The following is a 23,647-nucleotide window of genomic DNA, read 5'->3' as shown; positions in this document are numbered from 1 at the left end:
CCGTGACCCTTCTGACGCGCTGACGATATCACCTCGCCTCCCTCGACCGGGAGGCCGCGCATGGGGCGCCGTCCAGGACACCCCATGAGCCGTCCCGGACAGTCGGCGCCCCCACGCCGCACGAGGATTCCTGCCTGCTCGCGCTGGCATCGAACTTGCCATACGGGGCACGTGCCCCCGACCCCCACGACGCTCTCTTCAAGTCCACGTTCGCGGACCCGCGGCACGCCGAGGGAGCGCTCCGCACGGCGCTCCCGAAGGGGCTCGCGGCGCGGTTCTCCTGGGACACGCTCGAGGCCGTCCCTGGCTCGTTCGTGGACGCCGAGCTCAAGAGCCGCCACACCGATCTTCTGTTCCGCGTGTCGCTCTCGGGTCGCGAGGCCCGTCTCTATCTCCTTTACGAGCATCAGAGCACCCCGCACCCGCTCATGCCCTTTCGGCTGGTGGTCTATGCCGTTCGCATCTGGGAGTCGTGGCTGAAGGAGAACCCCGGCGCGACGGTGCTCCCCGCGCTCGTCCCTGTCGTCCTTCACCACGGCGACGCTGGCTGGACGGCGGCGCGTTCGCTCGAGGAGCTGTACGATCTCGACGAAGCGACCCTCCTCGCCGCGGGCGCCCACGTGCTGCGCCATCGCTTCGTGCTCGACGAGCTCGTCACCGAGACCGACGAAACGCTTCGCGCGCGCGCGATGTCCGCGCTCGGCCGGTTGGTGCTCTATTGCTTCCGCCGCGCGCGCGACCCTGAGGAGCTCGTGCGCCATCTGGGCGCGTGGGCGGACGTGGCGCTCGAGGTCATGATGGCGCCACACGGGAGGGCGGCGCTGGACACCGTCCTGCGCTATGTGATGATGGTCCACCCCGCGGAGTCGCGGATCGTACTGGAACAGCTTCGTGGGGCGCTCCCGGACGAACGCTTGAAGGAGACGCTCATGACCGCAGGCGAAGAGTTGATGCAAAAGGGAGAGGCACGAGGAATCATCGTCGGAGAGGTCCAAGGTCGACGTGTCATGTTGCGCAAGCAGCTCGCTCTCCGGTTCGGTGCGCTCCCCGAGGGTGCGAACGCGCGACTCGACGCCGCGGACGCTGCCACGCTCGACACCTGGGCGGAGCGGGTGCTCACCGCCGCGACGCTGGAGGATGTCCTGTCGGGGTAAAGATGTCCGCGTCACGTTCCTCGCGTCCGCAGAGACGACGAGCTCAACGGATGCCGCCTCGTAGAGGTGATCCCAGTCGGGCAGCGCGACGCCGAGCGTCGCCGGTTGGCGCTGGCTTGGCAACGCCGGTGCGCACGTCGACCCGCGCCCCCGCGTGCCGGCGCCCCTCGAGCCCCGCGAAGCATCCGCGCGCTCGACTCGTCAATGACGCTCGCTCCGTGGAGGGAGTCGGACACTGGCCCGATCACCTGGGAACCTACCCTCGATCCGTGTATCCTCCACGTTCCGCCCATGCCTCCCCGCCGCCCGCCCGCACCCCAACTTCGCCTATCTCGCGCACCACGACGCGCGGCTCGTGGCGCTCGCGACGCAGGCCGAGGAGCACTTCGCGGGGATCCTCGGTCACGCTCTTCAAGCTCCGCGCGTTCGGTGAGCAGCTCGCGCAGCGCGCGGCGGCCAAGGTCGGGCTCTTCGTGGGGCCTCAGGACGGGCAGCAGCAGCTCATCGATCGGCTCTGGGAGCGGAACGTCATCGGCGCCACGCAGCGCTCGCTCTTTCACGATCTCCGGCGGGTCGGCAACGCCGCGGTGCACGAGGGCCGGGGAGACCACGGCGAGGCGCTCCACCAGCTCCGCATGGCGCGCGAGCTGGGGTCTGGTTTCAGCGGAGCTTCGGCAACAACCGCAAGTTCGATCCGGGCCCGTTCGTGCCGCCCTCTCCCCGCAGCGCCCCCGAGGCCGCCCTCGAGGACGAGATCCAGCGCCTGCGCGACGACGTCCGCGCGCGCACGAAGGATCTCGAGGCCGCCCAGCGGGCGATCGAGGAGGCGCGCGAGGCCGCCGAGGCCGAGCTCGCGGGGCGCACGACGGCCGAGCAGCGCGCGCAGAAGGCGCGTGACGACGCGGCGATCTGGGAGGAGCTCGCGAAGGAGCAGCTCGAGGCCGAGGCGAAGAAGAGCGCCGCGCTCCTCGCCCAGAACAAGAAGCTCGCGGAGGAGCTCGAGGCCCTCCAGGCCGCGGCGGTCGCGATGCCTCCGGCCGCGCTCGCGCAGACCATCGGCGTCGCCCACAAGGCGAGCGAGGACATTCAGCTCGACGAGGCCGCCACGCGGCGGCTGATTGACCATCAGCTCCGCGCGGCGGGCTGGGAGGCCGACTCCCAACGGCTCACGTTCGAGCGAGGGGCGCGCCCCACGAAGGGCAAGAACCTCGCGATCGCCGAGTGGCCCACGCGCGTGGACGGCCGGGAAGGCTGGGCCGACTACGTGCTCTTCGCCGGCCTCCAGGTGGTCGGCGTGGTGGAGGCGAAGCGCAAGCACAAGGACGTGTCGGGGGTCATTCCCCAGGCCAAGCGGTACTCCGCGGGATACCTCGTGAAGGGCGGCGAGTCTCTCCCCGAGGCACCGTGGGGAGCGCACAAAGTGCCGTTCCTCTTCGCCACGAACGGCCGCGCGTACCTCCGGCAGTTCCACGCGAAGAGCGGTATCTGGTTTCTCGACGCGCGCCGGCCCCAGAATCATCCGACCGCCCTGGAGGGCTGGTATACGCCCGACGGGCTCGTCGACCTCCTGCGCCAGGACGTCGACGAAGCGCACGCGAAGCTCCAGGTCGAGCCGATGCCGTACATCGACCGCGCGTACCAGCGGAAGGCCATCCTCGCCGTCGAGGCGGGCCTCGAGGAGGGGCAGCGTGAGGCTCCTCCTCGCCATGGCGACCGGCACCGGCAAGACGCGCACGTGCATCGGCCTCGTGTATCGCCTGCTCAAGACGAAGCGCTTCCGGCGCGTGCTCTTCCTCGTCGACCGGAGCGCGCTCGGCCGCCAGACCGGGGACGCGCTCAAGGATCTCCGCCTCGAGAACCTGCAGACCTTCACCGACATCTTCGACGTGAAGGAGCTCGGCGATCTCAAGCCGGACCGCGAGACCAAGCTCCAGCTGGCCACGATCCAGGCCATGGTGAAGCGCGTGCTCGGCCCTCACGACGACGCGAGCGAGGCCAACATCCCGCCCGTCGACCAGTACGACTGCGTCGTGGTGGACGAGTGCCATCGAGGGTATTTGCTCGACCGCGAGCTCTCCGAGCGTGATCTCGAGTTTCGCGACGAGGACGACTACATCTCGAAGTACCGGCGCGTGCTCGACCACTTCGACGCCACCAAGATCGGCCTCACCGCCACACCCGCGCTCCACACGAGCGAAATCTTCGGCGCCCCGGTGTACTCCTACGGCTACCGCGAGGCCGTCGTGGACGGCTTCCTGGTGGACCACGAGCCGCCCATTCGCATCGTCACGCACCAGGCGCACGACGGCATTCACTACGAGGCCCACGAGGAGGTGCTCGTCCTCGATCGCAAGGCGCAGACGCTCCACAAGGAGAAGCTCGCCGAGAACGTCGACTTCGAGATCGACGCCTTCAACCGCCGCGTCATCACCGAGGGGCTGGAACCGCGTCGTGCTCGCCGAAGCTCGTCCAGAACCACATCGATCCGAGCGAGGACGAGAAGACCCTCGTCTTCTGCGCCACCGACGAGCACGCCGACATGGTCGTCACGCTGCTGAAGGGGGAGCTCACGAAGAAGTTCGGCGAGGTCGACGACGACGCGGTGCTCAAGATCACGGGGACCACCGACCGGCCGCTCGAGGCCATTCGCCGCTGCCGGAACGAGCGCCACCCGAACATCGCCGTCACGGTCGATCTCCTCACGACGGGGATCGACGGCCGAAGATCGCCAACCTGGTCTTTCTGCGCCGCGTGCGGAGCCGCATCCTCTACGAGCAGATGCTGGGGCGCGCGACGCGCCTGTGCCCCGAGATAGGCAAGGAGCGCTTTCGCGTCTTCGACGCGGTGGATCTCTACGCCGCGCTCGAGAGCGTGACCGACATGAAGCCGGTCGTGGTCAATCCGAAGGTGACCTTCGAGCAGCTCACGAAGGAGATCCTGAGGGGAAGAACGACGAGCACCGGCGCCTGTCGCTCGAGGAGCTCCTCGCCAAGCTCCAGCGCAAGAAGCGGGCGCTCCAAGGAGACGCGCAGGAGCCCTTCCAGGGCGCGGCGGGCATGGACCTCCGCGAGCTCACGCAGCTCCTGAAGCACGGCACGTTGCTCGACGCGGCCGCCTACCTGCGGGCCCACCCCTCCCTCGCGCCGTTCCTCGACCGCACGGTGGGCGGCGGCGAGTACAAGGTGCTCGTGTCCGAGCACGCCGACGGCCTCCGCGAGGTGACGCGCGGCTACGGCAAACACGGGAGTCGCCCGCCGGCCGACTACTTGGAGTCCTTCCGCGACTTCGTCACGCGCCACATGAACCAGCTCCCCGCGCTGCTGGTCGTGGTGCAGCGCCCGCGCGATCTCACGCGCGCGGACCTGAAGGCGCTCAAGCTCGCGCTCGACGAGGAGGGCTACGGCGAAAAGTCGGTGCAGACCGCATGGAAAGAGCAGAAGAACGAGGACGTCGCCGCGACCATCGTCGGCTACATCCGCCAGGCCGCGCTCGGCTCACCGCTCGTGCCCTACGGCGAGCGTGTGGATCGCGCGGTGGCGCGGCTCCGGAAGGCCCACAAGCTCACCGAGCCCCAGGCCAAGTGGCTCGACCGCATCGCCAAGCAGGTGAAGCTCGAGACCGTGGTGGACAAGGCCTCGCTGGATGCGGGACAGTTCAAGACCGACGGCGGCTTCGCGCGGCTGAACAAGGTGTTCGACGGGAAGCTCGAGATGTTGCTGGGGGAGCTGGCGGAAGAGGTTTGGCGGGACGTGGGATAGCTGACGGGCGCGTGACGGGAGAGGTCGATGGCGCGGAGAATGACGGAGCGAGCCCGGGAGCTGCGGAGGACTCAGACGCGATCGGAGACGGTCCTCTGGGAGGCGCTGCGCGCGAGCCGTGCGGGGGGGGGGCTCTCTCGCCTGCGCCCTGGTGGGCCCTGCTCCCGTCCGGTGGGGGGCCGCGAGCCCTCACCCCGCCCGCGAGAGTCGCGCCCGCGAGCCCCTCACCCCGCCCGTCGCGGGGCCATGCGCCCGCCTCTCGGCGGCGCGGCGGTGCCCATTCCCCTCGCGTGGGTCGGACGCTCTACCGCTTGTGTAAGTGGCACATCCGCGAGCCCGTGATCCTGCTTCGTGGTGAGGTCGGCGAGCGCTCGATGGCTGCGCGCGACACGAGCGCCGGCCCTCTCAGGTGATCCCATAAGTCGAACGGGGTCCCCACTCGCCCCAGCGAGCCTTCGCCGCAGGCGTGTAGGCCGCGCGCTTGTCCATCGTGGCGAGCACCGCGTCGCCCTCCCTGGGGCACTCCGTGAGCGCGGCCCGCGATCGAGGCGTCTCCTCGCCCGAGGTCGCGCGTCGCCTGCGAGGCCCTACCTGGGCCGGAGGTGTCCGTAGCGGACTGCCGCGGCCTCGTCCCACCAGGGAGTCGTGCACCGCGACGCTCGGGAGACTGGACGGCGCGCACATGGCGAGGAGCTTGGTCCCGCCTCCCGACTTGTCACTCGCTGCGCCGTCGGCCCCACCCCCCTCCCGCACGACGGTGATCGCCCCTCTCCCCGGGGAGGCCACGACCAGGACGGTCCCCACGTGCGCGCGAGGAGGCCGAGGGGCCCGTCGTCGACGAGCCACGTCATGCGAGCGCGAGGATCTCGACGGCGCGACCTCGGGAGATCATGTCGGCCTCGAAGGCGCCGAGTGTCACGTCGGAGAGCGCCCCGTATGCGAGGGGACCGATCGTCACGTCCAGACGGAGATGCGCCGGCTCTCGGCGCTCGATGTCGCCCTCGAACGCACCCTCTGGAATGACGACGGCCTCCCGCCGCAGCTCCTCTTCGACATCCCTCGCCCCGATGTGCTGCGCATTCTTCAAGTGCCAGAGAGCGCCCTCGAAGCTCAGCCCCCACTCCGTGGCGACGTCGAGAGCGAGCTGTCGGACGTCGGTGGTGTGGGGCGATATCCACCCTCCGGGCACGATGAAGCTAGGGGCAAAGCCGTTCGCCCGTTGCTCGACCTCGGTCGCGTCGACGCCGCGGGAGACGAGCGTGAGCAGGTCCGTCTCGCCGCCGTCGACCACGGATGGCAGAGCTCGCTGAGCCAGGACAGCTCGGCGTGGAGCCTCGCCCTCGCCCTCGGCGACCTCGTATTGAGCAGGATGACGGGCGCCGCGCCGTGCTCGTAGAGACTGGCCGCGATCACGGCGCTGCTCTCGAACGCGCTCCAGGCGACGTGCACGCCGTGCTCCCCGAGACGGCGCTGCACCGAAGGAATTGGCGCCTTGCCGGGCCCGAGGTCGGCTCGCAGCCTCGCGCCAAGCCGGTAGCCCTGGTCCCAGGGCTCGGGCCACCCGGCGACGCCGGACACCCTCCTCCGGGCCACGACGGACGCCGCCTCCTCGCCGCGCAGCGAGCGCAGATGCGCGAGGACGCGCCCCGCCTCTGCGGCCCGCGCGAGCAGCCGCGCGTCGCCCTCCGCGAGGACGCGACGCCGCTCGGCGCACGGAATCGCGCGGTCGTTCGAGGCAGGCTGACCTCGCCTCGCCACAGCGCGGCGGGATCCACGGCGAGGGCTGACGCCAGCTTCGCGATTTCACGGGTCGTCGCCTGCGCGCCTTGCTCGAGGGCGAGCACTCTGTCGACGGGCAGCTCGGAGAGCGCGGCGAGTCGCTCGGCTGAACAGCCGAGGGCGTCACGCTGCTCGCGTAGCGCACACCCCAACGGAGACCCCGCGCTCATGCGGAGCACGATACCTCCGGCGCCGTGACCGAGCAACCCGAGCGGTCCGTGACGGGCGCGCCTCCGCGGCACGCAGCTCACCGACGGCGTCAGAGCTGCCTCTCGGACGTGTCGCGGGGCGTGGGTGACGGGCGCGCCCTGACGCGCTACTCCTCAGTCATGGCTCCCACCGCAAAGAAGGCCGTCTCCCTCGCGTTCGCGTCCGCGGAGGAGGGGCCCGCGCTTGGCGACGAGGACCGCGCGGCGCTTGCGGAGGTCGCGAGGGATCCTCGATGGACTCGCGTGAGCCGCGGGGACGCGTTCGAGCGTCTGGCCTGCGACGGCGACGAGTGAGCTGAACTCCTCCGGCCCGAGCGCGAGCAGCAGGTCGATGACCGAACGTGGCGCCCCGAAGGCGCCGAGGGCCTCCGCCGCTCTCGCGAGATTGTCGTCACTCCCGACCAAGAGCAGATCGAGATCTTTAGTATAGCGCGGCTCGCTGTGGAAGCTCACCGCCCAGCCGCCGATCATCAAGTAGTCAACGCTCGAAGCGGCGAATTTCGAGAACAGATGCCTGAAATCAGGGGGCAGGTCCACGCTTTCCTCCGAGCAACCAAGCCTCGACGATGAGGTCCCACATGGCGTCGAGCTTCGCCGAGCTCGGCGCATCCGCCCAAAAATCGAGGCCGTCCTGCTCGTGCTCCGCGAAGGTCTTCGCGACTCGGCATTCCCAGTTCCAGGTCGCCCGGCGCCGCGCGGCGCGGGCCGCGGGCCCGTTGTCCATTCTCGAAAAATAGCACGTCCTGCTCCGACCTGCCGTGCGCTCGAGCGATCTGGGCGCGCGGGGCGCCCGGTGTTCGCCGCCGCCAAGGGCCGTCAGCTCAGCGTCGAGCCCGGAAGACAAGGGCGACCCACCCACCACGCCCGTGAGCCCTCACCCCGCCCGTGAGCGGCGCGGGCGACTTGTGCCCCTCTCCCACAAGGGGAGAGGGGCCACACGAGCTGCTCCGGAAGGGGCCCATCTCCCCTTGTGGGAGAGGGGCACGTGGGTCTCGTGCCGCTGCGCGAGGGGGTGAGGGCCGCGAGCGTCGCGGGCGCTCACCGCGCGCGCCCTCGCCGACGCGTGCTAGACCTCGACCATGTCGCCGAACACCGCGCGCAAGCTCGACACCGCCGAGACCACCGAGGCGGAGCGCGTGGCGCTCGAGCAGTGGCCCGAGGACATGCGCAGCCACCCCGCCGTCCTGGTGATGGTGCGCGCGCCGGAGGACACCTCGGGTGAGACGGTGCCGCCTGAGGTCGATCGGAGGATCGAGGACATCCTGTCCGGTCGTGACCTCGGGATCGCCCCCGAGGACGTGCATCGCGCTCGCGAGCGCTGAAGCTCTCGCTCCGCTGGGCCACGCGCCTGTGGGTGGTCCGGATCCCTCGCTCGACGCAGGAGTAGGCGGGCCGGGCAGGGCACAGGCCGGCGAGGCGCGCGCCCATGCTACCTTCGCCCCCGACATGCCACCCGCCGCGCCGACCACGAACGACATCGTCCAGAAGCTCTGGAACCTCTGCCACGTCCTCCGTGACGACGGCATCACGTATCTCCAGTACGTGACCGAGCTCACCTATCTCCTCTTCCTCAAGATGACCAAGGAGACAGGCACCGAGGACCAGCTCCCCAAGGGCTATCGCTGGGGCGATCTCGTCAACAAAGAGGGCGTGGAGCTGCTCGACTTCTACAAGAAGCTCCTCATCGATCTCGGCGGCAAAGGCTCGGGGCGCGTGCAGGCGATCTTCGCCAACGCGGGCACCTCGTTCCGGCAGCCGCGGAACCTGCGCACGGTGGTCGAGGCGATCGACGCGCTCGACTGGTACAGCGCCAAGTCCGAGGGGCTCGGGGACCTCTACGAGGGCCTGCTCGAGAAGAACGCGGAGGAGACCAAGAGCGGCGCGGGGCAATACTTCACGCCGCGCGCGCTCATCGAGAGCATGGTCGCCCTCGTGAAGCCCCAGCCGGGCGAAATCATCCAAGATCCCGCGATCGGCACCGGGGGATTCCTCATCAACGCCGACAGGTACGTGAAGGCGAACACCGACGATCTCCACGACTTGCCCGTGGCCAAGCAGAACTTCCAGCGACGCGAGGCCTTCCAGGGGATGGAGCTCGTGGCCGACGTGCAGCGCCTGGCGCTCATGAACGCCATGCTCCACGACATCGAGGGCGACCTCGTGCTCGGCGACACGCTCGGCCCCTCGGGCGCCAACCTGCCGAAGGCGAACGTGATCCTCACGAATCCCCCCTTCGGCACCAAGAAGGGCGGCGGCGCCCCCACGCGCGACGACCTCACGTACCCCACGAGCAACAAGCAGCTCGTGTTCCTCCAGCACATCTACCGAGGCCTCGTGCCCGGCGGGCGCGCGGCGGTGGTGCTCCCGGACAACGTGCTCTTCGAGGAGGGCGTGGGAAAGCAGGTGCGCGCCGACTTGATGGACAAGTGCGATCTGCACACCATCCTGCGGCTGCCCACGGGCATCTTCTACGCGCAGGGCGTGAAGACCAACGTGCTCTTCTTCACGCGGGGGGAGAAGAAGCAGGACAAGGGCAACACGAAGGCCGTGTGGTTCTACGACCTGCGCACCAACATGCCGAGCTTCGGCAAGCGCACGCCGTTCACGCGCGCGCACTTCGCGGAGTTCGAGAAGGCCTACGGGGCGGATCCGCTAGGGAAGAGCAAGCGGAAGGACCAGGGCGAGACGGGAGGTTCCGGAAGTTCACGCGGGAGGAGATCGCGAAGCGGGGGGAGAACCTGGATATCTCGTGGCTGCGGGATGAGAGCGTGACCGACCACGCGGACTTGCCGGAGCCGGAGGAGATCGCGGCGGAGATTGTCGCGCAGCTCTCGGTGGCGCTGGAGGAGATGGCGGCGCTGCAAGAGGAGCTGGGGGCGTGAGCGACCCTCTTCCGAACGGGTGGCTTCGGGTACGCCTCGACGAAGTGGCAGAGGTGCGACTAGGGCGCCAGCGATCGCCAGACAGGGCGAAGGGCGAACACATGCGGCCTTACATGCGAGCCGCGAACGTAACGTGGAATGGGATTAGCCTCGAAGACGTGAAGGAGATGGACTTCTCGCCAAGGGAGTTCGTGTCTTACGAGCTGAGGGGGCGACATTCTCTTATCCGGAAGCGTCCGGAAGCGCGAGTGAGGTCGGGAAGCCGGCGCTCTGGCGAAACGAAGTTGACGGTTGCTGCTTTCAGAACACGCTCATTCGCGTTCGGTCGCGAGGACCGGACCCTGAGTATCTGCACCTGCACTTCCTCGCTGACGCTCGCCTCGGAAAGTTCGCGGCGGCGGGGAAGGGAGTGGGCATCAACCACCTTGGGGCTGACCGTATGTCGTCATGGCCCACGGCGCTCCCCCCCCTCAACGAACAACGCCGCATCGTCGCCAAGCTCGAATCCCTCCAAGCTCGCTCCCGTCGCGCCCGCGCGGCGCTCGACGCTGTGCCGCCGCTGCTCGAGAAGCTCCGCCAGTCGATCCTCGCGGCGGCCTTTCGCGGGGACCTCACGAAGGACTGGCGCGCGAAGAACAGAGACGTGGAGCCCGCGAGCGAGCTCTTGAAGCGCATCCGCGTGGAGCGCCGGAAGAAGTGGGAAGAGGCCGAGCTCGCCAAGATGACCGCCAAGGGGAAGGCCCCGCGGGATGACGCGTGGAAGGGGAAGTACAAGGAGCCCGAGCCGGTCGATGCGACGGGGTTGCCGGAGTTGCCGGAGGGGTGGTGTTGGGCGAGTGTGGAGGAGGTCACGACTCACATCGTGGACTGTCTTCACCGAACGCCCGATTACGTTGCGGCCGGTCTCCCTGCAATTCGTACAGCGGACGTAATCCCTGGGAGGCTCCTTCTGGCACAGGCACGATGTGTCGCGCGCGAGACGTATGCCGAACAGGTAAGCCGCCTCGTTCCAGAAGCGGGAGACATCTTCTATTCGCGAGAGGGCGAGCGTTTCGGGATCGCAGCGCCTGTCCCTGACCGAGTCGAAGTGTGCATCTCGCAGCGCATGATGCACTTTCGCGTCGCCGAACAGGTCTCCGGCAGGGTTCGTCATGGCTGGGCGTTGAACTCCCCGATTGTCTCCAGGCAAGCGCGGCGGGAAGAGGTGGTTCCACGTCACCACATGTGAACATCGGGTCGATTCGCCGTTTCCACTTGCCGTCGCGCCGTTGGAGGAACAGCAACTGACCGCCGCTCGAATTGAGGCGGCGTGGTGTCGCTCCGATGCCCTAAAGAAGTTCGTCGATTCTACCGAGGCCCTGGTGCCGCAGCTTGAAGGGACGATCCTCGCCAAGGCCTTCCGCGGCGAGCTCGTCCCCCAGGACCCCACCGACGAGCCCGCCGCGGTCATGCTCGCCCGCCTCCGCGCCGCCGAGACCGCCGCGCCCGCCAAGGCCCGCCAATGAGGGGCGGGGTCCCGGCGCCTTGCCCGCGCGGCGTCGCGCGCCCTCACCCCGCCGCGGCGCTTACACGCCCGGCCGCGCCAAGCTGGCCGCCGCGATCGCGTCGTTCAGCGCCCACGCGATTGTGCGGTCTCGGTCGTCCGTGTGAACGTGACGCTACACTGGTTGAACCATCGACCCTGTTTTAGGCAGCAGCGACAGCCATTTCTGAGCAATGTGTAGGGTCGATCCCGTGGCACGTCGCCTGCATGAGGGCGTGCCACATGCCCGGCCATCTTGCCGGCCGAGGGCCTGTCCCTGAATTCTCGCCCGTAAACGTGCCCGTGCCCGACTTCTTGCTCGTGCCCATTTCTGCGCCACGCACGGCGCTGAAGGCTGACGGTCCAGCCACGACGGGCACCTCCCAGACGCCGGGCACGGGCACGTCTACGGGAAAGATGCCCCCTTCCCGAATATAGGGACAGGCCCTGGTCGACGAGCCTAGCTAGGTTTGCTGCGTTCCACACGTTCGGCTCTCATTGCCCAACGGTCGACCATCTACCGGCCAAGGCCGGCCATAGTGAGACCTCTGCTCGTAAGGACAATGGATATGACTGGCACTCTACCTACCCCTCACCGAAGTGGTCGTGTCGGCGGGCTCGAGATGGCGTCCGAAGTGTCGACTCTGGCTCCGTGCTCTGCTCGCTCCCTCAGTATGAGGTGGCACGCTTCGCACAGGGCTGCATCGCCGAAGACGATCATGGCGGCGTCGTCCATTGCAGGATTCCTTCTCCTAGTGTGGTTCGTGGGCTGCGGAGGCGACGGCACCCTGCTCGCCACGGCAACATCCTCCGACGCGTCCTCCGACGCACCTATCTCCCGGCGGGATGGTGGTAGCCCCGGCTCGGTCGACGCCGCCACGCCCGTCGATGCCCGCCCGCCCTTCGTCGACGCAGGCGGGCGCGATGCCGCATCGATCGAGGGCGGCGTCCCGAAGGGGGGCGTCTTCGCCCAGATGAGCAGACTTCCGGACGGTGGCGATCAGACGGTTGTGGGCGCCGCATTTGGCTATTACACGGACGGAGATTGTGTCACCACGACGGAGGGGGCGTGCCTTCTGCGGGCGTGCCCAACCCGCGACGGTACGGTTCTGGGCGAGGTGTCCGCCGGCACCATCACAGTCACAAGCAGTTTCCTGCCGACTGGTGGGATCACTCTCGCTCAAAACCCGCTGGGGCGCTACCCGCGAGCGCCCATCCCGGGGTGGTTGGGCGGGGAGGACGTGACGATTACGACAACGGGCGGCGCGGTGCCTGCCTTCCGCGAGACCCTCCGAACACCCAAGAGTTTTACGGTCACCGGGCCGGTCCTCGTGAGCGGTCAACGCCTCCCCCGCAATCAGGATATCGTCCTTTCGTGGAGCGGAGGATCCGGGGAGGTCGGCAAGATCGGCTTCACGCTTTGGAAGACGGGAGGATACCCCGTGCATGTGCTCTCGTGCGAGTACGACTTCGCCGATGGGACAGCTACCGTGCCGACTGCGACGCTCACGAAGCTGCCGGTCGGCTCCTATCTGATTGGAGCCGGCACCTATGAGAGCAAGTCCTTCGACGCCGGAGCCTTCGACATTAGCCTGAGCGTGTCGTCGGGCGGAACGGGAGATTGGGGTGGACAGGTGGTACTTCAGTAGCGTGGACCGGAGCGCGGCCCGAGCTCAAGGTGTGGCGTCGGGTCCGACCCACAGCTGACCCACACCTCCATCGCCAATTCTGCGCCGAGCCTGCGCACGTGCAGGCCGTGCTCGCTCGGTGTATACTTAGGCGTATGGCGCGCATGCAGGTCTACCTTCCCGAGCAGCTCTACCAGCAGGTCAAGGCCAGCGGTCTGCCGGTTTCGGAGATCTTGCAGAAGGCGCTCGCCGCCGAGCTGCGCCGGCAGGAGCTGCTCGCCGAGACGGAGAAGTACCTCGCGAGCCTCACCGACAAGTTCGGCGAGCCGACACCGGCGGAACAGGCCCGCGCCGACGCGTGGGTTCGCAAGGGCGCCCGCCGGTCCACTCGGAAGGTCGGATGAATACTCTCGTTCTCGATTCTGGCGGAGTTTCCCTCCTCGCGCGCCAGTCCAAGGACACCAACACTCGGATTCGGGCCTTCCTGCGCACCGGTCAGTGGCCTCCTCGCGTTCCCGCGGTCGTGCTCGTCGAGTGTCTTCAGGGTCACGCCGGACGAGATGCCCCAGCGAATCAGTTCCTTAAGACCTGCGACATCATCGAACATCTCCCCGAATCGCTCGCCCGTCGCGCCGCTCAACTTCGTCGGCTTGCCAAGACAAGCTCCGCCGTGGACGCCCTCGTCGTTGCCTATGCCGAGCCGGATGGCACTGTTCTTACGTCCGACGCGCACGATCTTGAGGCGCTCGCCGCACACGCCATCGGCGTCAGTGTTCTCACATCCTGACGTCCCATGCTACGGGGCGCCGCCACCGGTCGCGGTCGCGGACGCGTCTCTCCCCTCGTGGGAGAGGGGCGCGTGGGGCTCGTGCCGTTTCGCGAGGGGTGAGGGCCCGCGAGGGGTGAGGGCCCGCGAGGGGTGAGGGCCCGCGAGGGGTGAGGGCCCGCGAGGGGTGAGGGCCCGCCCGTGAGCGACGCGGCCGACCCCTGGCTCTGCCGACGCGCCCCCTCAGCCGCCCTCGGCGCTCGCGTCGCAGGGGAGCGGGAACACCTCGAGGTTCTCCCACTTGCCGAGCTGACAGCGGAGCACGCGGCAGAATTGGCAAGGATCGGTGCAGGTCCCGCAGCCGCGCCCCGGCGGGCTGCACGGCGTGCCCGCGGCCGCGGCGAAGTCGACCGGGCAGCCTGCGTCGTCGGTCTCGATCGCCGCGTCCTTCGGGCCCCGCGCGTCGGAGGCCGAGTCGCGCGCAGCCGAAGCGTCGCTCGTGGGGGCCGAGTCGGCCGCCCCCGAGTCGGACGCGGACTCGATCGCCACGCCGCCGCAGGCCACCAACATGCCGACGAACATAATAGATAGGATCTGTTTCATAGAGGTTCGCTAGTGCAGGCGTCGTGCCAGCCGCCTTCCCCCGCAGTTCCCGGGAAACCGCGTGGGGACCGGCGTGCCACCGTGCGCCGGCCTGATTTCTCGATCCGGGCGCGCGATCCGTGCGCGGGTGCTCGAGGCTCGCCTGGGCGAGGACGTGACGCTCCCGCCGCACGCCGGTGCCACGCCTATCTCAAAGACGAGCTCGACCACGAACACCGTGCCCAAGCTAGAGCAGACACTGAAGACCCTCCCGCTCGTGTCGGCCTCGAGGTCGAAGGCCGAGGTCGTCTCGGAGGTCGAGCGTCAGTCGGGCACCGCGGCGTTCGAGAGGAGGGCTTCGTCTGGGGGGGCCTTGGGCCTTCGCTTAAACGAGGAAGGCGCCTTGACCCAGGTGGTGAGCCATCCATGAGCCGGTCTTTCGCTGCTTGACGCCGGCCCGGCGTGCGCTACAGCTCGGGCGCGCCTAGCGCGTTGGGGAGGCTTCACCATGATGCAGCGAGTTTTCGGGAGTGTCTGTTTCGGTGTCGTGACCGCGCTCGCGGTCGTTGGCTGCGCGGCCGAGGTCGACGAGGGTACCGGCACGAGCGAAGAGGCCCTCAAAGGGACCAACGCTTGCGCGCTCGTGCGCTGCGCCTCGGGCACCCACTGCGAGGTGCAGAAGCGCCGCGCGGTCTGCGTCGCCGACCCCGGTTGCGTGACCGACGCGGACTGTCGCCTCTTCTCCGACTACTGCACGGGCTGCGACTGCCGAGCCCTCACCCAGAGCGCTCCAGACCCGACCTGCGCCGGTCCCGGGGTTCGATGCTTCGCCGATCCCTGCGGGAACAAGGTCGCCGCGTGCGTCGCGGGGGCCTGCGTCATCCGGTGATGTCCGAGGACGCGCGGAGCCGCGTCCGCTAGGCACTCGCTACTCGTGCGACCCGAGCACGACCCCGCGAGGCGAAGTCTGCGAGCCATCGCGACCAGGCGCCGCGAGCCTCGCCGAGCCGTTTGCCGTCCGCGCCTCGCGCTACTACCGTAGGGGGGATGCTCCTTCGCCGCGTGCCCAGTTTCCTGCCCTCGATCTCCGTCTCCGCGCTCGCCGCTGCGTGGCTCCTCGGTGCCTGCGTCGGCGACGAACCCACGGCGCAAAAGACTGACGCGGCCCCCTCGCCGAGCGCGACCACCACAGCGACCGCTCCGAGCGACGCGGCGCCCCCTCCGAATGACAGCGCCGTCCCCGACACCTCCGTCCCCGACACCTCCGTCCCCGACGCGCCCGCGCCGGACGCGGCAGGGAGCCCCGCACATCTCGTCTTCGTGACCGACGCCAAGGTCGACGGAGCCTTCGCGGGCGCGGGCGATCCGTGGGTCGCCGCAGACGCGGTGTGCGCCACCGAGGCGCGCGCCAACTCGCTGCCCGGCACCTACGTCGCGTGGCTCTCCTGGGAGACCGCGACGGGCACCAAGTTCAACGCGGCCTCACGCATCTCGGACTTCGCCTATGCGCTCCCCGGCGGGGTGGACGGCAGCGCGCCGGTCCTCGTGGCCGCGTCAAAGGCGGAGCTCCTGACCCAGGGCCCGCGTGTGCAAATGGACCGCACCGGCTCCGGCGCCCAGGTCGATTTCGACGAGAACTCCGTCGTGGCGTGGGTGTGGACCGGGACCAACGGCGACGGCTCGGCCTCGCTCAGCAACAACTGCGCGCGCTGGACCTCCGCCGCAGCGAACGACTTTGGCACGACCGGCAACGCGCGGCGCATCCCGTCGTTCCTCCCGACCGACTGGACCTCGCTCGGTGGTCGGCCGTGCAGCCTGAAGAGACGGTTCTACTGCTTCCAGAAGTAGGAGTAGCTGTCAGGGCGCCGAGTCGTCGCCCGAGGGCTTCGTGGGCTCGCCCTGACCGAGGCGGATCGTGTCGAACTGGTTCTTGCGGGGCGCGCTCTTGGGGACGTCCTTCGGCGCCGCCGCCTTCCCGCCGAACAGGCCCACGTCGCCGCCCGCGACCTCTTCCGACACGAGGAGCCAGCCGTTTCGCTTGTCTTTGAAGGTCTGGGTGACTGTTGTGGTGCGCAGGTCGCCGTCGTCGACCGGCTGCCACGCGACCGCCACGGTGGCCCGCGCCTCGGAGTCGTCCTTCTCGAAGCGGATGCCGACGAGCTCGGAGTCGACGATGCGCACGCGCCCGCCCCACACGGAGCGCCGCTTGAAGAACGCCTCGCGTGCCTCGGGCGCCACGTGCTCGCTCGCCATTTCCATGCGGCCGAAGCGCGCGTTCAGGTTCAGCTCGGAGGCCGCCTCGCGCATGCGGGCCGGGCGTGACTGCCCAGCACACCCGGTCGCACCGAGGGTGAGCGCGGGGGCGGCCGAGGCCGAGAGGAGCAGCGCGAGGACCAGAGGACGCATGACCCTACCCATTCTATGCCGCGCGCGAAAAGGCAAGTTCTGCGGCGGCCGCGGACCGTGGTCGCCCTGGCGGTCAGGTCGCCTCGCGTGCGGCTCTGCAAGGTCGTTAGTATGGAATCGCCCCGACCACGTACACCTTGTCGGTGCCCTCGCTCGCGAGGCCGCGCGCGTAGCCGAGGCGGAACGTGAGCGGGAGCCCGTAGCCGAGGAACGTGTCGAGCCAGAGCTCGCCGCCCGTGCCGCTCTTGTATTTCGCGTCCTCGAAGGTGTCGAAGGCCGCGCCGTAGTCGAAGAACACGGCGCCCGTGAGGCGGTTCAGGAAGAACGGCAGCGTGGAGGAGCCGCGGTCGAAGTTCCAGATGGGGAAGCGGTACTCGGTGTTGAGGAGCGTGTAGTGCTGCCCCACCTGGAAGCCCGACGGATACCCGCGGAGCACGATGCCGCTCTGCACGAGGGAGTCGGTCACGGTGTCGAGGAGGGGCACGTCGACGAAGCCGCCTACGAAGAACGCCGACTTGCCTGGGTAGGAGCCCCCGCTCGTGCCCGCGCTGAGGTTGACCGCGAGCGAGTGGTGGGAGAGCCACGGCATGTGGAAGTACTGCGCGACCCGGGCGGTGGCGCTCATGCCCTCGAACTCGCCGCCGAGCGCCGGGTTCGAGAGGTTCATCGTGACCTGCGCAGAGCCGCCGCGCTCCGGCCCCACGCTCCGCAGATAGCGCTCCGCGCTGGAGTACGTGTAGGCGAGCCCCACGACCCCCGCGAGCCCCGTGCGCAGGCGCTGGGGCGTCTCGTAGGGGTCGAGCCGCTCGCTCGCGAGGGGCAGCTTGATGCCGAAGTTCTGGAGCGTGTACGACGCCGCGAAGGTCTGCGCGTCGTAGAGGCGCGAGCGCGTGTAAGATACACCTGTCTGGAAGCCGGTCGTCTCTTGGATGGCGGCGAGCTTCGCCGAGCCGAGCTGGTACTGGCGCGGCGTGATCGTGCGCGAGGCGCTCACCGACGTGTCGAACCGCTGCCCATAGTACGCATACGCGAGCGTGCCCTGCACCTCGGGCCGCTCGAGCTCTTGCACGAGGGTCGCGGAGACGCCGTGCATGCCGGAGATGTCGCTGGCCGACACCTGCGCGCTCACGAGCTGCCCGAAATTGCCGGGCGAAGTTGAGAGGGCGAAGCGCCGTGGCCGCAGCGTGCGGAGGGGCGAGTAGGGGGTGATCTCGTAGTTCGTGGCGGCCGGGACGCGCGGCGGCGACGGGTGGGTGTCGACGTAGGGCGCCGGCGAGAGCTCGCGCGCGGGGTCGAGCGGCATCACGAAGAGGTCGAAGCCGTCCTTCGTGTAGCCGATGTACGCGAGCGATCGGCCGTCGGGCGAGACCTCGGGGTAGAACGCGCCGGTGAGCACGTTGGTGATCTGACTCACCGCGCCGGTCGCGAGCTCGATCGCGTACACGTTCGACACTCCGGTGCGGTCGGAGTGGTAGAACACGCGCCGCCCGTCGGGCGAGAACGAGCAGCCGCCGTCGACGGCGCGATCGTGCGTGAGCTCTCGCACGCGGCCCGTCGCCACGTCGACGAGCCACAGGTCTCGGTAGCCGCCCTTCGCCCAGTGGCTGAACACCACGCTGGCGCCGTCCGGCGAGAAGCGCGGCGTGAACGCCTGCTCGTAGGGGGCGCTCTGCACGAGCGCGCGCACGTTCGTGATGGCGTGGCCCGTGGGACCGCCAAGCTCGGCGAGCTGCAGGTACCGCGTGCCGTGGTGGTTCGTGACGAACGCGACGCGCAGGCCGTCGGGCGACACCGTGGGATCGATGGCGCGGTATCCGTCGGTGAGGCGCTCGGGCACGCCGTCGAGCGCCGAGGGGCTCTTCTCGCCGCGGCCTACCCGGTAGAGCTCGTTGTAGGTGAACAGGTTCGAGTAGAACGCGGGCGTGTTGTAGAACAGCGAGCCGTCCGGGGCGAAGCTCGCGGCCGCGTCGCCCGCGGTGCGCACGAGCAGCTCCGCGCGCGGCGGCTCCTTGCCCACGACGGGCGCGCCGGTCGCGTCGCGATCGACGGCCACCGCGTAGAGCCCGGGCCGCGTGTCGGCGTCCTCGCGATAGTAAAGCAGCTTGTCTTCGTAGCCGGGGTACGTGCCGCGGGGGATCCAGCGTGGGTACTTCGCGCCTTGGCCCACGAAGGTGACGCGCGCGCCCTCGCGTAGGCCGCGCGCGAGCACCGCGCGCTTCGTGGCGTGCGCCCGCCGCTCCATCTCTTTGCGAAACCCGACGTAGAGCTCGTCCCAGGTCTTGCCGGTCACGCGGCGAATGGTGCGCGAGAGTCCCCACGGGATGGGCTGGCGGCCGTACTCCTCCGACATGCGGCGGAGGGTCTCCTCGCCGTAGGTCTCGGCGACCCACTGGATGAAATACGAGCCGTAGAGGTACCAAATGTTCCCCTGCGGCCACCGCCGCACGTAGTTCGAGAACTGGTCGAGCGAAGCGAAGTTCTGGCCGAGCACGTCGGCGCGCATGTACATCGACCACAGGCTCGAGCGGAGCCGCCCGCCGCTCGTGCGGGTGCTCTCGAAGTACACGGCGGTGCCCTCTTGGATCCACCGAGGCTGCACCTGGTTCGGCGCGAGGGTCTTGCCGATCACCCGGTTCACCAGCACGGGCAAGCCGGTCATGTTGTCGAGGTGTAGGACGTGCGTGTACTCGTGCGTGATGAGCGCGAGCAGCCAGTCGTCTACGTCGCCGAGCGGCGACAGGTCGTCGGGCGCCGTCACGTTCAAGCGCACGGCGTTGTAGGGCAGCGCCGTGGCTGACCCGTTGGCCGAGTCGGGCGTGTCGTTGATGAGGATCTCGGTCTTGTCCTCGGGCGCCCAGCCGAGCGGCGGCGCGAGCGTGTCGTGCGCGGCCTCCGCGAGGTCGGCGACGCGCCGCGCGACGTCGTCGAGCCCCGTGTAGAACGTGACGCGAAAGTGCTTCGACTCGAGGGACTTCCACTTGAGCGCGGGGTCGAAGGCCGCGCGCGCCGGGGTCGCAAGCGAGGTCAGCGAGGCGAGCGCGGCGAGCGCGGCGAGGAGCGTGTGGGCGCGGCGCACGGCGCGCGCAGTCTACGTGGGGACTCGCCTCGGCGCCGCAACATCTGCGCGGGCGTCACGCGCGTGGGAGGAGCGCCGCGCCGCGGGCGTCGCCGAGCGGCACCGAGAGAGTCTCCAGGTAGTCGACGGTCACGCGGGTGGCGCCGGGCGCGTACACCGCGGTCTCCGCGAGGAAGCCCCCGAGGTCGATGCGCGGCAAGAGGTGCACGCCCCGCGAGAGCGGCGCGAAGAACGCGTCGTGGTGGGTCGGCACCACGAGGCCGGGGTGCAGGTGATCGACGAGGCGCCGGAGGTAGCTCTCCGTGCCCCGGCGGCCCGCGAGGCAGGCGAGGAGCACGTCGGCGCGCACGTCGCGCAGCTCCGCGTCGATGAGGTCGGCGCTGCCGTTGTGGTAGACCGAAAGCGCGCCCACGCGCACGTGGATGCCGAACGCGCCGCCCATCTTGTAGGCCCAGACGGGCTGCGGGAGCCTCGGCGCCTCGGTCACGAAGCCCGGGAACGGCACGCGGTGAAACGCGACCTTCCCGTGCTGGCTCGGGATGAAGCGAACGGTCATGTCGCCCACCTCGAGGGTGCGTCCGCGCGGCCCCACGCGCACGAGCTGCGACTCGCTGAGCCCCTCGGCGGCGCCCCAGGCGCAGGTGCTCTCCGACCCCACGAGCTTCGCGCCCGTGCGCTTCGCGATCCGCGGCGCGTCGGCCACGTGATCGTAGTGCGAGTGCCCGCAGAGCACCGCGTCGACCTTGTCGGGGAGGGCGCCGAAGATCGCGCCGTCGTCGGGCTCGTGCGCGAACGGCATGGCGAGGAGCGGCTTGCGCGTGAGGTACGGATCGATGAGCACGGTGGTGGTCGCGCTCTCGAGCACGAAGCTGGCCGTGCCGAGCCAGCGCAGCGAGAGCGTCGACGCGGCGTCGACGGTCGCGCTCGAGCGCACCGGGCGGAACCTGTGCTCTGGCGCCCATCGGGGAAAGACTCGGTCGTACAGGTTGTGCATCGTGGGTGGGGTGTCCCGTGGCCTGAAATACGTGGATGGACGGCCTATTCAACGACTACTAGTGTGGGCATGGAAGAGGCGCGGTGAAGAAGGTCGTCTATGGGCACCGCGGCGCGCCCGCCGAGCGGCCCGAGAACACCCTCGAGGGGTTCGCTTGCGCGCTCGAGGCCGGCGCCGACGCGCTCGAGACCGACGTCCATCTCACCTCCGACGGCGCGGTGGTGATCGCGCACGACGACACCGGCGAGCGCTGCTGCCGAGAGCCTGCCCGGGTCGACGCGACCCCGCTCGCGGCGCTGCGACGATGGAACGCGGGCGCGACGCACCCCCGAGCGCGCGGTGAGCACCGCGTGCCCACCCTCGCCGAGGCCCTCGACGCCTTCCCCACGGCGTTCTTCAACATCGACGTGAAGCCCCGCGACGCCCGCGCGGCCGCGGCCGTCGTGCGCGTGGTGCGGGAGCGTGCGGCGGGCGAGCGCGTGCGGCTCACGAGCTTCTTCTCGTCCAACGTGCGCGCCGTCCGCGCCCTCGGCCATGCGAACACCGGGCTCGGCCTCTCGGAGGTCGTGTTGCTTCGCGCTCTGCCGCTCGCGGTGCTCGAGCGGCTCGCGCCCCGCGGCAACGCCGCGCAGATCCCCACGCACCAGGGCCCGCTGCGGCTCGACGGAGCGGGCTTCATCGCGAAGTGCCACGCGGTCGGCGTGCGCGTCGACTACTGGACCATCGACGATCCCGCCGAGGCGGCGCGGCTCTTCGCGCTCGGCGCGGACGGCGTCGTCACGAACGATCCGCGCGCGATCGTGCCGGTGGCGCGCGCCTATCGCGCTCAGGAATAGATCGGATGTAAAAGCCCCGCGGCCCCGCGGGAAGGGGCGACACGACCGAGCAGATCAGCCCCGCGCGGTCCGGCTGGCGGGCCGTCGCGCGCTCGCCTCTCCCCAGTGCTATTCCTACGGAATGGATCTTCGGTACGCCGTCCTCGCGCTCGCCGCGGCCCCGCCCTTCGGGATCGCGTGCTCCTCGTTTGGTACGGCACCGGACGCGGACGCGGGCGCTTCGGCCGAGGCTTCGGTGCCTCTCGATGTGACGACGGCGACCGACGGCGCCGTCGTCGACCGCGCGCTCCCGAGCAGCCTGGACCCGGACGTCAGGCCCCCCGGCGAGCTCGACGCGAGCGTGGAGGACTCCTCGCTGCTGGACACGAGCCGCGTTGACGCCGGACTCGCGAAGAAGCGTGTGTTTCTCACCGAGGCGACCTTCCCCGGCACGTTCGCTTCAGGAACGACCGTGGACGCACAGCTCGAAGCCGACGCCCGCTGCGCGACCGAGGCCCGCGCGCTCGGCTCTACCTGGTACGCTTACCTCTCGGTCCCGACGGTGAGCGCCGGCAGTCGCCTGCCCGACGGCGCGTCGTGGCGTCTCCCCGGCGTGGTCGCGGGCACCTTTGGCGCGCTCGTGTTCCCCTCTCGCGCGGCCATCGTCTTGGGTCCCGAAGAGCCCATCGTGCTCGGCGCGAACGGGCTCCCCGCCGTTGCGCCCGGTCTCGACGACGCCGTGTGGACCGGCACGTTCGCGGACGGAACGATCGACTTCGCGGGTCACTGCAACTCCTGGGCGGGCGGGACCGAGGTCGACCACCTCGGGCGGATCGGATCCGCCGGGGGACTGCGTGGGAACTGGAGCAGCGCCGGCGCTGCCAGCTGTCAGAAGACGGCCCGCTTCTACTGCTTCGAGCAGTGAACGCCGGCGGACGCGGTTCGAGTGAGCCCGGAGTCGAGGACGGCGGCGGCCGAGCCGGCGACATGATCGCAGTTGGGACGCTGATTTAGCGCCCCGGGCCGACCAGCCAGTAGAGCCCGGCCGCGCTGAGCCCGATGAGCGTGAGGGCGCCGAGCACCACGGCGACGTCGGCGGCGCTCGGGCCGCGGGCGCGGGGAGCCCGGCGTGACGCGGGCGGCGACGATCGCGGCGCGCCGCCCGAGGCGCTCGTGGGCGGCGCGTCGCTTGCTGCCGCGAGTGGCGCGGACGCCGGGGCGGGGGCCGTGGCAGCGGCCAGGACCGAGGCGCTCGCGGGCGGAGGCGGCGGCGGAGGCTCCTCGTCGAGCACCTCGTCGTCTGGGGCGGCCGACAGGCTCGCGAGCACCCGCGCGAGGGGCTCCTCGTGGACGAGCCGGGTGCGACCCAGCGCGATCGTCTGGCCCGAGGCCACGCGCACCTCGCGCTCGGCGGGGAGGCGGTCGGGTCCGAGGTAGGCGCCGTTCTTCGAGCCCAGGTCCACCACGTAGGTCTGCTCCCCACGCCTGACGAAGAGCACGTGCTGGCGCGACGTGTCGGGATCGGTGAGCAGCAGGTCGCAGCCTTCGCCGCGGCCCACCATGTACGCGCGGCCCTCCTCGGTCAGGGCGATCGTTGCGCCGTCGTCGGGGCCGCCGTGCACCTCGACGCGGGCGACGGCTTGGTCGACACCGCCGAGGAGGTCCGCGGCCATCGCCATCGCCAGCTCGCGTGTGGCGAGCCCGAGATCGCGCGTGGCCGGCGCGGCGTTGAAGCGTACCTCCACCCACACCCGACCGAGTCGCAGCCGATCGCCGCTCCGCAGGGGGCGCGGTACGTGGGGCGTGAGCCTAACCTCGCCCACGAAGGTGCCGTTCGTGCTGCCCTCGTCGACGACGGCGTACTCTGCGCCGCTCGTGCGGATGGAGGCGTGCCGCTGACTCACGCTCGCGTCGGGCAACACGAGGTCCGCCGAGGCGGCGCGCCCGAGCACGACGCGCGTGGCGTCGAACGTGATGGCCCGCTCGGAGCGCGCGCCGGCCTCGGCGGACGGTGGCGTCGAGGTGCCCGGGCTGGGCAAGCGCTTGGAGAGGACGGCGAGGGTGACGGGCATTCGG

Annotated in this window: 19 protein-coding genes and 3 pseudogenes; 14 read left to right on the top strand and 8 right to left on the bottom strand. The window is 69.9% G+C overall.

Going from position 1 to position 23,647, the window contains the following annotated elements; genetic code table 11:
* Nucleotides 1-155 precede the first annotated feature (155 nt).
* The 3 genes and pseudogenes from IPQ09_08470 to IPQ09_08460 all read left to right on the top strand — a co-directional run bounded on the left by IPQ09_08470 (nucleotide 156) and on the right by IPQ09_08460 (nucleotide 5,254).
* Nucleotides 156-1,154, top strand: coding sequence for an Rpn family recombination-promoting nuclease/putative transposase (locus IPQ09_08470; GenBank protein MBL0194242.1), 999 nt, complete (start codon nucleotides 156-158; stop codon nucleotides 1,152-1,154).
* A 265-nt stretch (nucleotides 1,155-1,419) separates the two neighbouring features.
* Nucleotides 1,420-4,912 (top strand): annotated as a pseudogene (gene hsdR / locus IPQ09_08465) (type I restriction-modification system endonuclease).
* Nucleotides 4,913-4,951: 39 nt separating this feature from the next.
* The gene (locus IPQ09_08460; protein MBL0194241.1) at nucleotides 4,952-5,254 is read left to right on the top strand and encodes a hypothetical protein; all 303 of its coding nucleotides are present in this window, start codon (nucleotides 4,952-4,954) and stop codon (nucleotides 5,252-5,254) included.
* Between the two features lie 505 nt (nucleotides 5,255-5,759).
* Here IPQ09_08460 and IPQ09_08455 read toward each other — a convergent pair.
* From IPQ09_08455 to IPQ09_08445, 3 genes are all read right to left on the bottom strand, one after another.
* Nucleotides 5,760-6,203, bottom strand: a complete 444-nt coding sequence (locus tag IPQ09_08455; GenBank protein ID MBL0194240.1) for a hypothetical protein — start codon at nucleotides 6,201-6,203, stop codon at nucleotides 5,760-5,762.
* Nucleotides 6,204-7,014: 811 nt separating this feature from the next.
* A complete protein-coding gene (locus IPQ09_08450) occupies nucleotides 7,015-7,437 on the bottom strand; it encodes a hypothetical protein (protein ID MBL0194239.1) in 423 nt (140 codons plus the stop codon).
* Nucleotides 7,421-7,624 (bottom strand): hypothetical protein, encoded by a 204-nt coding sequence (locus IPQ09_08445; GenBank protein ID MBL0194238.1) that lies wholly within the window; start codon nucleotides 7,622-7,624, stop codon nucleotides 7,421-7,423. Before IPQ09_08445 ends, IPQ09_08450 begins: the two co-directional genes overlap by 17 nt.
* A gap of 355 nt (nucleotides 7,625-7,979) precedes the next feature.
* On the opposite strand from IPQ09_08445, the gene IPQ09_08440 reads away from it, so the two are divergent.
* The 7 genes and pseudogenes from IPQ09_08440 to IPQ09_08410 all read left to right on the top strand — a co-directional run bounded on the left by IPQ09_08440 (nucleotide 7,980) and on the right by IPQ09_08410 (nucleotide 13,719).
* A complete protein-coding gene (locus tag IPQ09_08440; GenBank protein MBL0194237.1) occupies nucleotides 7,980-8,222 on the top strand; it encodes a hypothetical protein in 243 nt (80 codons plus the stop codon).
* Nucleotides 8,223-8,346: 124 nt separating this feature from the next.
* A pseudogene (locus IPQ09_08435) lies at nucleotides 8,347-9,782 on the top strand (N-6 DNA methylase).
* Nucleotides 9,783-10,191: 409 nt separating this feature from the next.
* On the top strand, nucleotides 10,192-11,010 hold the full coding sequence (locus IPQ09_08430; protein ID MBL0194236.1) for a hypothetical protein: 819 nt from the start codon (nucleotides 10,192-10,194) through the stop codon (nucleotides 11,008-11,010).
* Nucleotides 11,011-11,161: 151 nt separating this feature from the next.
* Nucleotides 11,162-11,287, top strand: a pseudogene (locus IPQ09_08425) (restriction endonuclease subunit S).
* Between the two features lie 736 nt (nucleotides 11,288-12,023).
* Nucleotides 12,024-12,953, top strand: a complete 930-nt coding sequence (locus tag IPQ09_08420) for a hypothetical protein (GenBank protein ID MBL0194235.1) — start codon at nucleotides 12,024-12,026, stop codon at nucleotides 12,951-12,953.
* A 134-nt stretch (nucleotides 12,954-13,087) separates the two neighbouring features.
* Nucleotides 13,088-13,336: a type II toxin-antitoxin system CcdA family antitoxin gene (locus IPQ09_08415; GenBank protein ID MBL0194234.1), complete on the top strand. Its 249-nt coding sequence runs from the start codon at nucleotides 13,088-13,090 to the stop codon at nucleotides 13,334-13,336.
* Nucleotides 13,333-13,719 (top strand): hypothetical protein, encoded by a 387-nt coding sequence (locus tag IPQ09_08410; GenBank protein MBL0194233.1) that lies wholly within the window; start codon nucleotides 13,333-13,335, stop codon nucleotides 13,717-13,719. The genes IPQ09_08415 and IPQ09_08410 overlap by 4 nt, the downstream gene beginning before the upstream one ends.
* 222 nt (nucleotides 13,720-13,941) lie before the next feature.
* Here IPQ09_08410 and IPQ09_08405 read toward each other — a convergent pair whose 3' ends face one another.
* A complete protein-coding gene (locus IPQ09_08405) occupies nucleotides 13,942-14,301 on the bottom strand; it encodes a hypothetical protein (GenBank protein ID MBL0194232.1) in 360 nt (119 codons plus the stop codon).
* 487 nt (nucleotides 14,302-14,788) lie between these two features.
* Between IPQ09_08405 and IPQ09_08400 the strand changes: the two genes are divergently transcribed.
* Nucleotides 14,789-15,169, top strand: coding sequence for a hypothetical protein (locus tag IPQ09_08400; GenBank protein MBL0194231.1), 381 nt, complete (start codon nucleotides 14,789-14,791; stop codon nucleotides 15,167-15,169).
* Nucleotides 15,170-15,327: 158 nt separating this feature from the next.
* Nucleotides 15,328-16,128, top strand: a complete 801-nt coding sequence (locus IPQ09_08395) for a hypothetical protein (protein ID MBL0194230.1) — start codon at nucleotides 15,328-15,330, stop codon at nucleotides 16,126-16,128.
* A 9-nt stretch (nucleotides 16,129-16,137) separates the two neighbouring features.
* Here the strand turns inward: IPQ09_08395 and IPQ09_08390 are convergent, their stop codons facing one another.
* From IPQ09_08390 to IPQ09_08380, 3 genes are all read right to left on the bottom strand, one after another.
* Nucleotides 16,138-16,686, bottom strand: a complete 549-nt coding sequence (locus IPQ09_08390) for a hypothetical protein (GenBank protein MBL0194229.1) — start codon at nucleotides 16,684-16,686, stop codon at nucleotides 16,138-16,140.
* Between the two features lie 106 nt (nucleotides 16,687-16,792).
* Nucleotides 16,793-19,762 carry a PD40 domain-containing protein gene (locus IPQ09_08385; GenBank protein MBL0194228.1) on the bottom strand — a complete coding sequence of 990 codons (2,970 nt, stop codon included), beginning with the start codon at nucleotides 19,760-19,762 and terminating at the stop codon, nucleotides 16,793-16,795.
* Between the two features lie 55 nt (nucleotides 19,763-19,817).
* Nucleotides 19,818-20,696, bottom strand: a complete 879-nt coding sequence (locus IPQ09_08380; protein ID MBL0194227.1) for an MBL fold metallo-hydrolase — start codon at nucleotides 20,694-20,696, stop codon at nucleotides 19,818-19,820.
* 143 nt (nucleotides 20,697-20,839) lie between these two features.
* Between IPQ09_08380 and IPQ09_08375 the strand changes: the two genes are divergently transcribed.
* Both IPQ09_08375 and IPQ09_08370 read left to right on the top strand, forming a co-directional pair.
* Nucleotides 20,840-21,592, top strand: coding sequence for a glycerophosphodiester phosphodiesterase (locus IPQ09_08375; GenBank protein ID MBL0194226.1), 753 nt, complete (start codon nucleotides 20,840-20,842; stop codon nucleotides 21,590-21,592).
* 121 nt (nucleotides 21,593-21,713) lie between these two features.
* Nucleotides 21,714-22,496 (top strand): hypothetical protein, encoded by a 783-nt coding sequence (locus tag IPQ09_08370; GenBank protein MBL0194225.1) that lies wholly within the window; start codon nucleotides 21,714-21,716, stop codon nucleotides 22,494-22,496.
* A gap of 85 nt (nucleotides 22,497-22,581) precedes the next feature.
* On the opposite strand, the gene IPQ09_08365 is transcribed toward IPQ09_08370, so the two are convergent.
* Complete coding sequence (locus IPQ09_08365; protein MBL0194224.1) at nucleotides 22,582-23,643, bottom strand: FHA domain-containing protein; 1,062 nt, start codon at nucleotides 23,641-23,643, stop codon at nucleotides 22,582-22,584.
* Between the last annotated feature and the right edge of the window lie 4 nt (nucleotides 23,644-23,647).

The organism is Myxococcales bacterium, assembly GCA_016720545.1.
Classification (GTDB): Bacteria; Myxococcota_A; Polyangia; order Polyangiales; family Polyangiaceae; genus JAAFHV01.
The sequence above is the reverse complement of the archived record's forward strand: the minus strand, read 5'-3'. Positions and strand labels throughout refer to the sequence as shown.